The sequence below is a fragment of the Deltaproteobacteria bacterium genome (assembly GCA_016210005.1).
Lineage (GTDB): Bacteria > Desulfobacterota > Binatia > HRBIN30 > JACQVA1 > JACQVA1.
This window is the reverse complement of the sequence record JACQVA010000024.1, coordinates 1-16,112: the sequence shown is the minus strand read 5'-3', so window position 1 is coordinate 16,112 and position 16,112 is coordinate 1. Positions and strand designations below refer to the sequence as shown.

Genomic DNA, 16,112 nt, shown 5'->3' with positions numbered 1-16,112 from the left:
GTAGTAGACCGGCTTGTCAACGCCGCACTTGGCCGAAAAACCCTCCACTACCTTGCTCTTATGCTGCCACACCCGCGTTGCCAGCTGTGAGCTCACCCCAATGTACAGCGTGCCGTTCCGTTTGCTGGCCAGGATGTAAACGCAGAACTGCTTGTCCATAGCGCCAAACGCCAAACTGGATTCCCGCTTCCTTTCGCGGGAATGACGGCCATAACACCGAACCACGTTACCCACAAATTTGTCGCGCACCCGAGGATGACCGGCGCAGCATCGTCCGGGCGGAATACCTAGCGGTGGCCCTGGGCCAGGGCCTGGCGGTGGCGTAGGGGAGAGGGGGCATGCGCCGGCCGCCTGACAGCGCCGCCGCGCCGCGTCCGATGTGAAGGTCTTGGTCCCGGACGCAACGCCGGGAAATGCCGGCGCGGAGCGCTCAGAACCCAAAGAGTAGCGCAAGCAATGATCAGCGCGATCCCCACCAACAACCAGGCGGCCGCCGGACTCAACACTTCCGCCGAGTGAGCACTCGGCAGCAGGCCGGAGGGATAGGCCAGCGGAACGGTCATGTTTGCACCTCCATTGGCTGCTAATGGTAACGCAGCGCATTATCCAATTCAACGGATATGACATAATTGTATCACTCGCCGTCTGCTAATAGGAGGAAGTAGGTGCCTTGCGCGAACAAATGCCGTGCCCGCCGCGATGGTTGAAGGGGACTCGCTCCTGGCGTACCCTCTCGCTCGGGTATGGCGAGGACATTGGGTACGCTACGAGCGGTGCGCCGGCTGAAGCCGGTGGCGCTGGCAGTGCTGTGCGGTGTATGCACGGAAGGAGCTGCCATGGCTTTCACGCTGTCGAGCTCGGCATTCAAAGCGGGCGCAACGATCCCCAAGCAGCACACCTGTGCGGGCGCGGATCTCTCCCCGGGGTTGTTCTGGAGCGGCGCCCCGAGTGCGACGACGCATTTCGCCCTCATTGCCGACGATCCCGACGCGCCGGTGGGTACGTGGGTGCACTGGGTGCTCTACGATCTACCCGCGCACACCAGCGATTTGCTGCCGGGCTTGCCGCCCGACGAGGCTCTCCCCAACGGCGCCAAGCAGGGCCTCAACGATTTCCGCAAAGTCGGCTACGGCGGTCCCTGTCCGCCGCCGGGCAAGCCCCACCGCTACTTCTTCAAGCTCTACGCTCTCGATGCCCCCACCGCGCTGAAGGCGCGTGCCACCAAGGCCCAGGTGCTGCGGGCCATCGACGGGCACGTCCTCGGTCAGGCCGAACTGATGGGCACCTACCAGCGCTGAGCGCGAATGGCTCCCTTCTGGCTGATCATCGCAGTAGTAATCGGCGCACTCGTTGGCGGCGTGGCGGTATGGATGATTGCCGCCGCGCGCGCGGCGCAAGCGCACACCGAGGCCTCTGCCCAAGCCCAGGCGCAGGCCGCGGCAGCGCAGGAGCGGCTGGCGGCGCGCGAGCGCGAGCTCGAAGCGGCGCGCGCCCAGGGCTCACAGCTCCAGGGCGGCCTCGATCAAGCGCGCGCGGAGATTCTTGCACTGACTGCCAAGCAGTCCGAACTCACCGCCACCCTCGACAGCGAACGGCGTGGCGCCGCCGAGAAGCTGGCGCTGCTCAACGAGGCCACGCAACAGCTCACCGATGTCTTCAAGGCGTTGTCGGCCGACGCGCTGCGCAGCAACAATCAATCGTTCCTCGAACTCGCCCGGGCTTCATTGGAGAAGTTCCACACCCAAGCCCGGGGCGACCTCGAACAGCGGCAGAAGGCGGTCGAAACGCTGGTGGCCCCGATCAAGGAGTCGCTGCAGAAAGTGGACGCGCAGATCCAGACCCTCGAACAGGCCCGCCAACACGCCTACGGTAGCCTGGGTCAGCAGGTCCGCTCGTTGATGGAAACGCAAGAGAAGTTGCAGGCCGAGACCGGCAACTTGGTCAAGGCACTGCGCTCGCCGGCGGTGCGCGGCCGCTGGGGCGAGATTCAGCTTAAGCGCGTCGTCGAGTTGGCCGGGATGTTGCGCCACTGTGACTTCGTCGAGCAGGAAAGCGTGGTCACCGCCGACGGCCGGCTGCGGCCCGACGTCGTCGTCAAGCTGCCCGGCGGCAAGAACGTGGTGGTCGACGCCAAAGCCCCGTTGCAGGCCTACCTCGAAGCCCTCGAAGCCCCCGACGAGGAGGGTCGTATCGCAAGGTTGAAGGACCATGCGCGCCAAGTGCGCACCCATATGACGCAGCTGGCCTCTAAGGGTTACTGGCAGCAGTTTCAGCCCACGCCCGAGTTTGTGGTGATGTTCTTGCCCGGCGAATCGTTCTTCAGCGCCGCGTTGGAGCAAGACCCCGGACTGATTCAGGAAGGCGTTGCCGGTGGCGTCATCTTGGCCACGCCGACCACTCTCATCGCACTGTTGCGCGCGGTGGCCTACGGCTGGACCCAGGAACGTATGGCCGCCAATGCGCAGGATATCCGCAACCTGGGCCAGGAGCTGTACGAACGCCTCCGCGTGTTGGCCGACCATTTCGATGGCTTGCGTGCCGGCTTGCAGCGCGCCGTCGACGCTTACAACAAGGCCGTCGGATCATTGGAAAGCCGGGTCCTGGTCAGCGCCCGCCGCTTCAAGGATCTCGACGCCGGCGGGGTGCAGGAAATCGAATCGCCCGCGGTCATCGAAACCGCGCCACGCGTGTTGCTGCCGCCGGATCAGCCCACGCTGCCGCTGCCGCCCGAGCGCAGCGATGCCGAGCCGTGAGCAGCCCGCCGGGCTGGCCGGCCAGCGCGGCGCTTCAAGGTCAACACGCTACCCGACGCTCCCGCCGGCTGCTTCTCTACAGCGGGGAGCATAGCGCGGGCTGACGCCCGCAACCCAAGGCTCGACAGGGGTATTCCGTCATGCCCGCAATCCCTAAGCGGGCATCCAGCGGCGGTGGGGCTCCGGATGGATTCCCGCCTTCGCAGGAATGACGGAGGGAAATCTGCGCGCCACGACAAGACTTTCGGCCATAGTAGTACAGGGCCCGTAACGAAAGGGGACCACGGACGTGCGCGCCGAAAGATGATTGCGAGCAAACCTCGCCGTCGCGGCCCGCCTTGGTTGCCTGTGCTCGTTTCTCACTTCCTTGTCGTAGGCCTGGTCGCACGGCGGGCTGGCGTCGGGCTGTTACTGTTGTAAGAATGAGTCCATGGGGGCCACCCCGCAGTTCTCGGAGCATGCCGTTGCCGTGCTGCGCGAGCGCTACCTGCGCCGCGACGAGACCGGTCAGCTCGTCGAGGATCCGGCCGGCATGCTGCGCCGAGTGGCGGCGGCGGTGGCGGCACCGGCAGAACAATTCGGCGAGCCACCGGCGCTGTGGGAAGAGCGGTTCTTGCAGCGGCTAGAGCGGCTGGAATTCCTGCCCAATTCGCCGGCGCTGATGAACGCCGGCTTGCCCAACGGGCAGCTGGCCGCCTGCTTCGTCTTGCCGATCGCCGACGACCTCGGCGCCATCTTCAGCGCCCTCGGCCGCATGGCGCGCATCCATCAGACCGGCGGCGGTACCGGCTTCTCATTCAGCGCCTTGCGCCCGCGCCAGGATCACGTCCACTCCACCGGCGGCACTACCTCGGGGCCGCTGTCGTTCATGGAGCTGTTCGATCAAACCACCGCCGTCATCCGACTGGGCGGGCGGCGCCGCGGTGCCAACATGGCGGTGCTGCGTATCGACCACCCCGACATCGACGAGTTCATCGCCGCCAAGCGCACCCCCGGCCGGCTGGAGAACTTCAACCTCTCGGTTGCCGTAACCGATGAGTTCTTTGCTGCCCTCGATGCCGATGAGACGATCGCGCTGCGCAACCCACGCAGCGGACGCACGACGCGCCGGGTGCCGGCCGCGGCGCTGTTCGAGGCCCTCGTCGAGGCTGCCTGGGTCTGCGGTGATCCCGGCCTGCTATTCATCGACGAAATCAATCGCCACAACCCGACGCCCGCGCTCGGTGTGATCGAGGCGACTAACCCCTGCGGTGAGCAGCCGCTGCTGGCGTACGAATCCTGCGTGCTGGGGTCGATCAACCTGGCGGCGTTCGCGGCCGCCGGCGACGTGGACTGGGCACGGCTGCGCGACGCGATTGGCGACGCCGTGGTGTTTCTCGACAACGTCATCGAGGCGAGTGCGTATCCCTTTGCGGAAATCGAACGGGCGACGCGCCGCACCCGTAAGATCGGCCTCGGGGTGATGGGGCTGGCCGACCTGTTTGCACGCCTGGGCGTCGCCTACGATTCCGCCGAGGGCCTGGCGCTGGGCGGGCGGATTGCGGAGTTCCTCGCCCGCGAGGCGCGCGCCGCCTCGGCCGAATTGGCCGGGCGGCGCGGTGCGTTTCCCGCCTTCGCTCACAGCCTGTGGGCGCAACGCGGGTTTGCGGCCTTGCGCAATGCGGCGATCACTTGCGTGGCCCCGACCGGAACCGTCAGCCTGCTCGCCGGGGTTTCGAGCGGGATCGAGCCGTTCTTCGCCCTCGCCGTCGCCCGCCGCGTGCTCGACGGGCGCGTGTTGGTGGAGAGCCACCCGCAACTTGCCGCCGCGCTGGCCTCGCTCGGAGCGGCGGGCGCGGCGGCGCTGGCCGCCATCCGCAGCCACGGCTCCATCCGGCAAATCGAAGCCCTGCCGGCGGCTCTGCGCCGCGTTTTTCCCATCGCCCTCGAAATCGCGCCGGCTATCCACGTGCGCATGCAAGCGGCATTTCAAGCGCACGTGGACGCGGCGGTATCCAAGACCGTCAACTTGCCGGCCGCTGCCCCGGTGAGCGCGGTGCGTGAGGTCTTTCAGCTGGCGCGCCAGCTGCGCCTCAAGGGCATCACCGTGTACCGCTACGGCGCTCGCCCCGGGCAAACGCTGTCGCTGGTACACGAAGCTGCCCGCCACGATTGCCGCGAGTGTGCCGCATGAGACCAGGTGGCCTCGCACTCGCCTTTGGCGCGGCCGCCGGCGTGCTGGCCGCGGCCCTCGGCTTGCTGCAGCCCTGGCCGAGTGGGCTTGATTCACTATCAGTGAATGCAGTGGGGCGGGTGAACGGCGAAATCATCCGGCGCGAGGACTACGAACGGGTGTTAGCGGCAGTAGCCCAGGATCGCCGCGCCGGCTTGGACGAGGCCCAGCGCCGGCACGTGCTCGAGCGGTTGATCGACGAGGAGCTGCTGGTGCAGCGGGGCTTGGCCTTGGGGATGGCGCGCCACGATGCCAAGGTGCGCAAGGATCTCACGGCGGCGGTGATCGACGCGGTCGTCAGCGAGAGCGGCGATGTGCAGCCGAACGAGGGCGAGCTGCAAGCGTTCTACCAGCAGAACCGCGAGCTGTTCACCGGTCCCGGACGCCTGCGCGTGCGCCAGATCTTCTGCCGCGCGCCGGGCACCAGCGATGCCGCCGCGGTGTGGGAGCGGGCCCAGCAAGCGGCCCAGCGCCTGCGCGCGGGGGACGACTTCTCCGCGCTGCGGGCAGCGCTCGGCGACGAGGAACTAGCACCGCTGCCCGATGGCCTGCTGCCGCCGGCGAAGCTGGTCGACTACCTCGGCCCGACCGCGGCGCACACGGCGGCGGCGTTGGCGCCGGGCGCCGTCAGCGACCCGGTGCGTTCGAGCACCGGATATCACGTCCTGCAAGTGATCGAGCGCCAGCCCGATCCGGACCCGCCGCTGGACGAAATCCGGCCGCAAGTGCTCGCCGAGTTCCGCCGCCGCGCCGGCGAGCGGGCGCTGCGCGACTACCTCGATGAGCTTCGCGCCCGCGCCGACATCGAGATCGCCACTTCGTTGCCATGACCACATTGGCGGCACTGCGCCCGCGCGCCTTCTTCGGGTGGCTTGCGGCGGTTGCGCTCCTGCTGCCGGTGGCGGCGGCGGCCCACGACCGCACCACCTCGCACTCGACCTGGAGCATCACAGGCCGCCGCGCCTACGTGACGGTGCGCTTGACGCGGCTCGATGTCTCGCGCTTTCCATGGGCCGCCGGCGCCGGTGCGGAACTCGATCGCCTCCTGGGTGCCTACTTGAGCACGCGGCTCGAGCTGCGTGCCGGCGACGCGCTTTGCCCGCTCAGCGACGGCCCGCGACCGCTCGCCGCGGCTCCCGGGCGAGTGTTGTACGAGTGGCAGGTGAGTTGCCCCGAGAGCGGCAGCTTGCAAGTACGCAGCCGCCTGCTGTTGGATGTGAGCGCGGCTCACTTGCACTTCGCCCGGGTCAGCCGCGACGGCGCGCTCGCGCTGGAGCGGGTGCTGTCGGAACGCGAGCCGGCATGGCCGTTGCCGGAACCGGCGCCGGGTGACCGGGTTGCGGCGGGGGCGACGTCGCTGGCGGGTTACCTTGGGCTTGGCATCGAGCACATTCTGAGCGGATACGATCATCTCGCGTTCGTACTTGCGCTGCTGCTGCTTGGCGGCGCGCTCGGCGAGGTCGCCCGAGTCGTCACCGGCTTCACCGTGGCACACAGCATCACGTTGGCGCTGACCGTGCTCGGCTACGCGCGGCCGGAGCCCGCGCCGGTCGAAGCCCTCATCGGCCTCTCGATTGCGCTGGTGGCGGCCGAGAACGTGTGGCTCGCAGGGGCGCGCGGCCGCACCCTGCCGGCGGTAACGGCGAGTCTACTGCTGCTGTTGGCGGGATTGGCGGCGCTGGGTCACGGACGCATCCCGGCCGTGACGCTGGCGGGGCTGGCGTTATTCAGTGCCTGTTACTTCGGCCTGCTCGCCCGCGCTGCCCGGCCGGCATCGTTGCGCTGGGCCATCGCGTTCATCTTCGGCCTGGTGCACGGCTTCGGCTTCGCCTCGGTGTTGATTGAGGCGGGCCTGCCCACCGAGCGGCTGGTGCAGGCGCTGTTCGGCTTCAACGCCGGTGTAGAAGTCGGCCAGTTGGCGGTGATCGCGCTGGTGTGGCCGGTGCTGCGCCGGTTAGCCCGCCAAGGCGACGGCGCCCGCCTAGCCGTGCTGCACTACGGCTCCGCCGGCGTACTGGCGCTGGGCGTGTTCTGGTTCATCAGTCGCGCCTTCGGCTAGAGGCGCACGACCTGAAGCCCGCCACCTTCGCGTGCCGGAGCATCTGATAACCGAACGTGTTCTGCGTCAGGAAGGCCCACGGCGCAATCCGCACCCGTCCGCCGCGGCCTTTCCTGACGCCGCAAACCCCAACGCCCCCACCATCTCGCTGCTCTTCGCCCCGCCTCGTCCCGCCTGCCTTCGCACGGGAGCGCATAGCGCGGGCTGACCCCCGCAACCCAAGGCTCGACAAGGGGTATTCCGTCATGCCCGCAATTCCCGCCAGCGACACGCGGGAATGACGAGGCGGGCATCCAGCGGCAGTGGGGGCTCCGGATGGATTCCCGCCTTCGCGGGAATGACGGAGGGAAATCTGCGCGCCACGACAAGACTTTCGGCCATAGTAGTATAGCGCGCTTGAGGTCTTGCGGCGTAAGAAATTGCTGTCGCATTGTGGCATGCCACGCGTGTGCGTGCGAAGGCTGGGGAATAAGCCATACGGATGTGTACACATCACACGAAGGTCTTAAGACCTTGACAGCATTTTCAGAATCTGTCAGATGCCCCCGCGTCGTTGTTACTGACTGCACCATTTAACCTAACTGGGGTGGGAAATGGTTGTTGTTCGGGTTGTCGAGTGGTTCGGTCGAGCGCGCCGGCTGTGGCTTGGTGTGCTGCTGTTGTTGCCGGCGGCGCTGTGGGTGGGGCGGCTGGGTTCGCAAGAAGTTGTGAGTGTTGACGCGCGGCCGTTGGTGCGGGCGGAGATTGCCGAGCCGCCGCCGCCGTTGTCACAAGCGGAGGCTGAGCGCGGTGTGCTGGAGCGGGTGGCGCGGCTGCACCAGCGCTACGCCGCGCAACGCGCGCGACGCCGGCAGACCCCAGCGCGCAACTACATGGTGGCGGATGCGCCACCGCAAGTTGCTCGCCCGCCGCGTCCTGACGCCGCCGGCGGTGAGTTGGCGCGCGCTCGCAGCGGGGCGCCGCAATGAGCCGCCAGAGCTTGCTGCACACGCGGCGCAGCGCGACCCGCTCTGCCCGCGGCGCGGCTTTGCTGCTGGCGTTGCTGCTCGCCGCCACGGCTAACGCTCAAAGCCCGCGCGGTGATGGTGCGCAAACGGGCGATGGCTCAACACCCTTTACCGGCTTGGCGCAGGCGCCCGAGGCCAGTCTGTTCGTGGGCGCGGCTACTACCAGCATTGCCATCGAAGTCCCGCCGGGCCGCAAGTCGCTTACGCCCAAGCTGGCCCTGACCTACAGCAGCTCGGCTGGCCCGAGCCCGTACGGCTACGGCTGGGACCTGCCGCTGGGCAAGATCCAGCGCAGCACCAAGCACGGTGTGCTGTCGTGCACCGACGATACCTACCGCAACGACTTCGTGCTGGTGCTGCCCGGGGCCAACCTCGAGTGCACGCTCGATGCTAGTGACCGCTGCCGCCCACAGATCGAGCAGTCGTTTCTGCGCGTCCAGTACGTGCGGGCGTCAAATTCATGGGAGGCGTGGGACAAAAGTGGGCTGCGCTATGTGTTCGGTGAAAGTACTTCGCTACGCTTGTTCACCTCCGGCAACGGCGGCCTGTATCTGTTCAACTCCGGGCCGCCGTGCGGCTGGACCTTTTCGTGGGCGCTCAACCGCATCGAAGACCCCAATGGCAACCAGCTCGACATCAGCTATCAGGCCGCCGAGGGGGTGCTCTATCCGTCTACGATCCGCTACGGCGGCAATCCGAGCCGCGGCCTTATGCACCAGTTCGAGGTGCGCTTCATCTGGTCTAGCCGGCCACTGGGCGATACGATAGTCAACGGCATGGGCGGCTTTTGGTCGCGGCTGACGAAGTTGCTCTCCCACATCGAGGTGCGCCACCCGGCGTATACCAGTAGCGCCAGCGATCGGGTGCGCTGGTATCAGTTCCAGTACGACTTCCAGGTTGACACAGTCCCCGACCGCAGCGGCCGGCAGTCCTTTCTCAGCGCGGTGACCCTGTACGGCAAAGATAGTACGGCGTTAACTCGCGCCGACGGGTCTCCTGCAACCACGGTCTTTCACTACCACGACAAACCACCTGCCGGTGACCGGTTCGGCTTCGGCAGTCCGGTCGGCACTTTACCGCAATCGCGCGCCGCGCAGAGTGCCCCCAAGCCCGCGCTGGGCGAACAACCCGATCGCTTACGCTGGACCGACTCCCACCCCTCAACCGGCGGGTATACCTACCGCGACGTGTTCGATATCACCGGTGACGGGCTGCCCGACCTGATCGATACCAACGAGTGTGTGGCCCTCCCGCCGAATCCGTACTTCCCCCGCCTTGACTTCTGGAAGGTCTACGTCGGCCAACCTGGCGGCTTCGCCACTACGGCTACGCCGTGGTGGGTTGGCAACTATGACCTCAATCCGTGCGAACTGCGCAAATCATGCATCGACGACACAACCACGAGCACCATCGTGGACACGGTGGACCTCAACGGCGACGGGTTGCCCGACTTCGTCGATGCCTCGGCGTGGAGCCAAGCGCAGCCGTACTGGCGGGTCTTGTACGGGCGCTCACCGGCCACCAACGGCGGCAACTGGGGATTCGCCGCCAACATCGTGCAGTGGGCCGCTCCGGTGGGTGCGTTGCGCATCACACGGGCCGACGCTCACCTGCGTGGCTGGGACGGGTCGTGGGATACCCAGGACCTGCTCGACATGAACAGCGATGGCTTGGTTGACCTGGTGCAAGGCGGTGCCAGCGGGAGCGCCAGCACGTGGCAGATCTCGTACAATACCGGCAGTGGCTTTGGCCCGCCCACCGACTTCTCCGTACCCTTCGGCGCGCTACGCTTCCGCAGCGACAACGGCATGGAGATCCTGGGCCTCGCCGATATCAACGGTGACGGCTTGCCGGACCACATCTTGACCTGGGACCACAGCGGCGGAAGCCCGTACTACGACTATTGGCAAGTCTATCTCAATTTCGGTCGTACCATGGACATCGGCAGCGGCGGCACGCGCTGGTGGCTGCCGCCATCCGAGTGCGCCGGTTGGCATGGCCTGCGCAAACTCCTCTACGACGGCACCGACGTGGTGCGCGACTTCTTTGACATCAACGGCGATGGCTTGCCCGACGTCGTCGACGCCTGCCAGTGGACCCCCGCCAATCCCTACTGGCGCGTCTATCTCAACCGCGGTGACGGCTTCGGCGGCGACGGCACGGGCTACACGACCACAGTGTTCGCGCCTTCGTACCTGTGGTGGAGCCCGAACAAGGAGATCCGCGACGTCGACGACCACATCGAGTGGGGTGGCGGCAAGACCTACCAAGACACCTTCGACATAGATGGTGACGGGATGGTCGACTTCATCGACTTTCGCACCGATCCCTACACCATCTACCACAGCGCTGACGGGGCGTGGTGCCCCAGCACCGACAGCCGCACCTGTGTAGCGAGCGGGTTCGGATCGAGCAGCGCCCCCAACCCCGGCGGCGCCAAGCCCGATTTGCTCGAACTGATGGAGAACGGCCTCGATGGCTCCACCGCCATCGAGTATCGCCCCTCGACCCAGTGGGACAACACCGGCGGCGACGGTGTGCCCGATATGCCCTTCGTGACCTGGACGGTGACGCGCATCGAACGCGACGATGGCTTGTGCGACGGCGGCGGTGCCAACTGCGCCGGCGCGGCCTCGAGCAGCCACTGGCTGGTGACCTCGTATCGTTACGAGGGCGGCCGCTTCGACCCGCTCGAGCGCGAGTTTCGCGGCTTCTGGCTGGTGCAGAGCCATGACGGCGAGGTCGAAGACGCGCCCCACTTGGTGCGCGAGAGCATCTTTCACCAAAGCTGGGCGCTCAAGGGCAAGCTGCAAGAGAGCGGTTCCTACCAAGCCGACGGCGGTGATCCGCCGGCGGACTTCTACGGCCAGCCGCTCACTCGCAGTGTCAACGACTGGCAGTGCGCCGACGCCGGCGGCGTCATCACCTGCCCCGCCACCGTCTCCGCCACCGCGCTAGTCGTGCGCCTGGCGCAGGAGTTCAACTGGACATATACCAACTCCGCACCCGCCCACTATACCAGCCGCGCCAATGTCAGCTTCGACTCCTACGGCAATGTCACCGCTACGCAGGCGGGCTGGGACGGCAGCGTGCACACGCAGACCTTTACCGATTACGTCTACCGCGACGATAGCGCCTACATCGTCGATAAGCCCAGCCACGTGCGCGTGGCCGGCGACGACGGGACCGTGCCCGGCAGCGTCACCTTGGAGGAGAAGTGGTTCACCTACGACGGCGGCACGCTCGCCAAAGGCAACGTCACCGCAGTCTCGTCGTGGCTGAACCCGCCGGCTGATGCCAACCTGCCCGTTGGCGGCAGCTGCCCGGCCACCCCGGCCAGCGGATCGGGCAGCTGCGTCAACACACAGATGGCCTACGACGGCTTCGGCAACCTCACCACCGTCACCGACGCCAACGGCAACCTCACCACCACCGAGTACGACGGCGCCACGCAGATTTATCCCGCCACCGTCACCAACGCGCTGGGCCACAAGGTCAGCACCGAGTACGACCCCGGCTGCGGCAAGCGCCTGTCGCAGAGCGTGGCCTACACCGGCAGCAGCGCGCCCGGCGAGCGCGCCCGCTGGCAGTACGATAGCTTCTGCCGCTTGCAGTACACGGCGCTGCCCGACGAAGACATCGCTATCAACCCGCACCAGCGCCTGCTCTACTACCTCGGCTACGCCCAGCACCCCAGTCGCCTGCAGAGCTACACCCGCGAGCCCGGCGCCCCGAGCGGCTTTCTCGTCACCACCGCGTTCAGCGACGCGCTCGGGCGCCCGCTGCAGCACAAGAGCGAGGCGGTGGTGCACGGCGGCTATACCATCGCGGCCAGTGGCAGTGTCGCCTATGACGCGCGCGGCAACGCTGTCGAGCAGTACGCGCCGTTCGAGAACGCCGGCGCGCTGACCGTGTACACGCCACCACCCGCCGGCACTGGGGTGAGCGTGTCGCAGTACGATGTGCTCCATCGGCTCACGCGGCTGACCAACCCCGACGGCTCGCAGCGCACCGCCGAGCACAACGTGGCCTGGCAGACGACGAGCAAGGATGAGTGCTACCAGCCGGGTAGCAACTGCGCTCCGGGTAGCAAGACTATCGAGATTCGCGATGGCGCCGGGCGCCTGCTGCAGAAGAAGCTCTACGAGCAAGATACGCTCAAGATGCGCACGCTGTACAGCTATGATGGGTTGGGGCGCTTGCGCACCGTAAAACAGGGCAACGCCAGCTCCTGGAACAGCGCCACCACGATCACCACCACCTACGACTCGCTCGGGCGCAAGGTGCAACTGAGCGACCCCGACAGCGGCCCGAGCGGCCAGGTGGGCACGTGGCGCTATGGCTATGACTTGGCCGGTAACCTGGTCTACCAGGATGACCCCGCCGCCAATCGGCACGTGCAGTTCTGCTACGACGCGATCAACCGCCTCACCCGCAAGAACAACCTCACCAGCGGCGCCGGCTACATCGCCGGGGGCTGCGCCGGGGCCAGCGGCGACCTCGACTACAGCTACGACACCTATGCCCCGGGGGCGACCAGCCTGGACTGCTCGACGACCTGCGGCGCCCAAAGCAACTGTGCCCTCGGCCGGCTCACCAATGTGCTCGAAGATCACGGCGCGGGCAGCGCGGCCTGCTACGACCTGCGCGGGCGGGTGCGCCAGGCCGAGAAGCGCATCCACGTCGAGCCCGTCGATGCCGCCGGCGAGTTCAGCATTGCGCTCACGCGCACGGACTACGACGTGGCGGATCACGCCACGGCGATCACGTATCCCGACGGCGAAGTCGTCACCTACGAGTACGACGCCGCCGGGCAGGTGCGCCGCGTTGCCGGTAGCGCCGAGTACTTGAGTGATCTGAACTACGACGTCTTCGGCCGGCCGGAACAGATCAGCCACGGCAACAACGTGGCCGATGCGCGCAGCTACGGCGGCGCAGCCGAGAACTTCCGCCTGACACAGATCCTCAGCGCCGCCGGCGCCAACACCTTGCAAAACCTCAACTACGACCAGTATCAGCACAACGGCTTGCTCAAGCACATCAGCGACACCGGCCCCAAGGGGGCCAACAACGCCATGGACAACACCGCCACGTTCACGTACGACGGGCTCGGGCGCTTGCGCGGCGTCGAGGGGCCGCAACTGCCGTATGCCGGCGCTTACGTTTATGACGACTGGGGCAACATGACGGCGAAGGAGGGCGTGACGCTGGGCTACAGCGCGAGCAAGCCGCACCTGCTGGCGACGGTGGGCGGCAGTGCGGTCGGCCACGACGACAACGGCAACCGCAACGCCAAGCCCGGGCAGAGTTACGCCTACGACTTCGACGATCACGCGACCACCATCAACGCCAACGGGCACAGTGTGAACTTCACCTACGACGCCGGCGGCCGGCGCGTGGCCAAGGTGGTGGACAATGGCGCCAGTGTGACCCGTTACTACAGCGAGCTAGCCGAGGTCACCGATGGCTGGCTGACCAAGTACTACAGCGCAGGCGGGTTACTGATCGCCTCGCAACGCGTCGGCGCGCCGTGGCAGCTGGCGAGCTTGCCGAGCGAGCCGGCGGTGCGGCTGGCAGATGTCTCGGGCAGCCAGCCGATGATCGTCGTGATCTTGCGCGATGATCTTGCTCTCCCCGTCTCCGCGTCTCTCATTCTCATCGTCTCCGTTCTTCTCATTGCTCCCTGGCGCAAGAAGCGCGTCGTCGCCGTCGCGGTGCGCCACGGGCATGTGATCCTGGTGCTGATCACATTCAGTGTGTCCACGCTGCCGGTGGCGTTGCTGGTACAGCCCGCGTCGGCCCAGGTAGCCACACCCACGCGTACCCCGACGCGCACCCCAACACGCACTTTTACCCGGACTCCCACACGGACGTCGACCCGCACGCCCACCCGGACACCGACGCGGACGCCAACGTTCACCCCGACACGTACCCCAACGCGGACTGGGACGTTCACGCGCACCCGCACGCCGACCAAGACACCCACGCCCACCATCACCCCGACCCCGCTTGGCGGGCCCGACACCACCGGCGTACTGCACTACCACCTGGATCACCTCGGCTCGGTGCAGGTGATCACCAAGCCCGACGGCAGCGTCTTCGAGTACATTCGCTACAAGCCCTATGGTGAGGTGCGCGGCCACTACCACGCAAACGGCACGCTACAAACCAACAACACCTGCGGTGACGACGCCTACTGCCGCGAGTTCACCCAGTACGACACCGAGCCGCTCAGCGGCCTCCAATACGCCGGCGCCCGCATCTACGACCCGCAGTTGGGGATGTTTTTGACCCACGATCCGGCTCGGCAGTTTGCCAACCCGTACACGTATACGAATTGGAATCCGACTAATGACACGGACCCGAATGGCGAATGCGTGTTACTCGGCTTGGATTGCTTGACGGTTGCGCTGCTGGTCGTGGCGGCCACGGCGGTGGCCACGGCCATCGATACCGGGGTGAGGACGGGCAGCGTGAGCGCCGCGTTCCAGGCCGGAGCGATCACCGGAGCGATCGGGCTGGCGGGCGTAGGCTTGGGTGTTGTCGTGGCGCCCGCGTTTTCTGCACTGCCCGCACCCGTGCAGTACGCGGTTGGGCTGGCCGCGGTCGGGGCCGGGGGCTACAGTACGTACCAGAGCGCGCAACAGGGCAACTACGCCACCGCGGTGGTGGCCGGGTTGGCCACCGTCTTGGCTGCCTACGGAATTGCGAAGGGGCCGAACGGGGAGGATGTGGCCAAGGCGCAGAGCGGCGGCGTCTCGCGCGAAGACATGGAGCAATTGTACGGCGCCAAGATCACGCCGGCGCAGGCCAACGGAGCCGTACCGGTCAGTGCGCAGCAACAGGGCAACAGTGTCGTCATCACATACAGTGACGGGACCGTTGAAGTGCGGTCGGGTGGCAGCATATCGTGGCGCACAAACAATCCCGGGAACCTGAACCAAGGTCCGTTCGCACAGTCGCAGGGATCGATCGGTAGCTATACCGGTCCTCGAAACACTTTCGCCGTTTTCCCCGACCAAACAGCTGGACAAGGAGCCTTGGCCACACGGCTGCAAACAGGACCGTGGAGCGGGTACACTCTCGATCATGCGATCGAAGTCTATGCGCCACCAGCCAGCAATCCCACGGCCGCATACCAATCCTTCGTGAGCAATCAGCTCGGCGTAAGCGGCAGCACGACCTTGGGTTCGCTGAGCTCGCAGCAGATCGGCGGCCTGGCGGCCGCCATTCGGCGCTTCGAAGGCTGGCAACCAGGCACAGTGACGTATCGATAAAGGTGCAGTCATGAGAATGCTGATCCTTGTCGCCCTGATTTGCGGGTCGTCAATAACCCCTGGCGAGACGCCCCGCAGCGGACGGTGGCTGGCGTACGAACCGGCCGTGGTGCGCCTTGCGGGGATGCTCAGAGTGGTCCCAGAATATGGGCCACCAAACTTCGGCGAGAATCCGGAAACGGACGAGAAGGTGCAAGTCCCAATGCTGACCCTTGGTGAACCGATTAACGTGATGGCCAGTCCATCGCGAAACCTCGACTACGAAGCGCTCCAAAACGTCAGCCAGATCCAGCTCGTGTTCTCATCTCACCATCTGGCCTCTGCCGACCTTGTGGGTCACAAGGTAGTGGTGACGGGGCGGCTCTTCCACGCCCAGACGGCCCACCACTACACGCCGCTTCTGATGGATGTCGAAGCGATACGTGGCGCGACTGCGCTGAGTGAATGAGCGTTTACAGAGAAAAGGAGACAATGGGGTCACCCATTGGAAGGCTCTTGTCAATAAGGGCGCACCTCCGCGATGGCGGCTCCGCCGCTTTGTTCTCCTCTAGCTGCCATCTCTCTCCCGCACCGATCGGAACGCTCAAACGCTCCCCGGATCTTCACTCTCGTCGGTTGCGCCATACAGGCCGCACCAGTCAAGTCTTGAAAGCGAGACAGGTGCTAAGAATGCCATTGAATGGTCGGGCCACTGCGTCTTACCTTCCCCGCGGCTTGCTACGACCTGCGCGGGCGGGTGCGCCAGGCCGAGAAGCGCATCCACGTCGAGCCCGTCGATGCCGCCGGCGAGTTCAGCATTGCGCT

9 protein-coding genes are annotated in these 16,112 nt (G+C 66.4%); 8 read left to right on the top strand and 1 reads right to left on the bottom strand.

Going from position 1 to position 16,112, the window contains the following annotated elements:
- The coding region (locus HY699_03790; GenBank protein MBI4514924.1) for a GIY-YIG nuclease family protein at positions 1-159 on the bottom strand (159 nt) is incomplete at its 3' end.
- Positions 160-836: 677 nt separating this feature from the next.
- On the opposite strand from HY699_03790, the gene HY699_03785 reads away from it, so the two are divergent.
- The 8 genes from HY699_03785 (at position 837) to HY699_03750 (ending at position 15,756) form a co-directional block, all read left to right on the top strand.
- Complete coding sequence (locus tag HY699_03785; protein ID MBI4514923.1) at positions 837-1,298, top strand: YbhB/YbcL family Raf kinase inhibitor-like protein; 462 nt, start codon at positions 837-839, stop codon at positions 1,296-1,298.
- Positions 1,299-1,304: 6 nt separating this feature from the next.
- Positions 1,305-2,753 carry a DNA recombination protein RmuC gene (rmuC, locus tag HY699_03780; GenBank protein ID MBI4514922.1) on the top strand — a complete coding sequence of 483 codons (1,449 nt, stop codon included), beginning with the start codon at positions 1,305-1,307 and terminating at the stop codon, positions 2,751-2,753.
- A gap of 430 nt (positions 2,754-3,183) precedes the next feature.
- Entirely contained in the window at positions 3,184-4,926 is a 1,743-nt protein-coding gene (locus HY699_03775; protein MBI4514921.1) for an adenosylcobalamin-dependent ribonucleoside-diphosphate reductase, read from the top strand.
- A complete protein-coding gene (locus tag HY699_03770) occupies positions 4,923-5,795 on the top strand; it encodes a peptidyl-prolyl cis-trans isomerase (protein ID MBI4514920.1) in 873 nt (290 codons plus the stop codon). The genes HY699_03775 and HY699_03770 overlap by 4 nt, the downstream gene beginning before the upstream one ends.
- Entirely contained in the window at positions 5,792-7,024 is a 1,233-nt protein-coding gene (locus HY699_03765; protein MBI4514919.1) for a HupE/UreJ family protein, read from the top strand. The genes HY699_03770 and HY699_03765 overlap by 4 nt, the downstream gene beginning before the upstream one ends.
- A gap of 593 nt (positions 7,025-7,617) precedes the next feature.
- Entirely contained in the window at positions 7,618-7,992 is a 375-nt protein-coding gene (locus tag HY699_03760; GenBank protein MBI4514918.1) for a hypothetical protein, read from the top strand.
- The gene (locus HY699_03755; protein MBI4514917.1) at positions 7,989-15,308 is read left to right on the top strand and encodes a hypothetical protein; all 7,320 of its coding nucleotides are present in this window, start codon (positions 7,989-7,991) and stop codon (positions 15,306-15,308) included. The genes HY699_03760 and HY699_03755 overlap by 4 nt, the downstream gene beginning before the upstream one ends.
- Positions 15,309-15,318: 10 nt before the next feature.
- Positions 15,319-15,756, top strand: a complete 438-nt coding sequence (locus tag HY699_03750; protein ID MBI4514916.1) for a DUF4431 domain-containing protein — start codon at positions 15,319-15,321, stop codon at positions 15,754-15,756.
- Positions 15,757-16,112 lie beyond the last annotated feature (356 nt).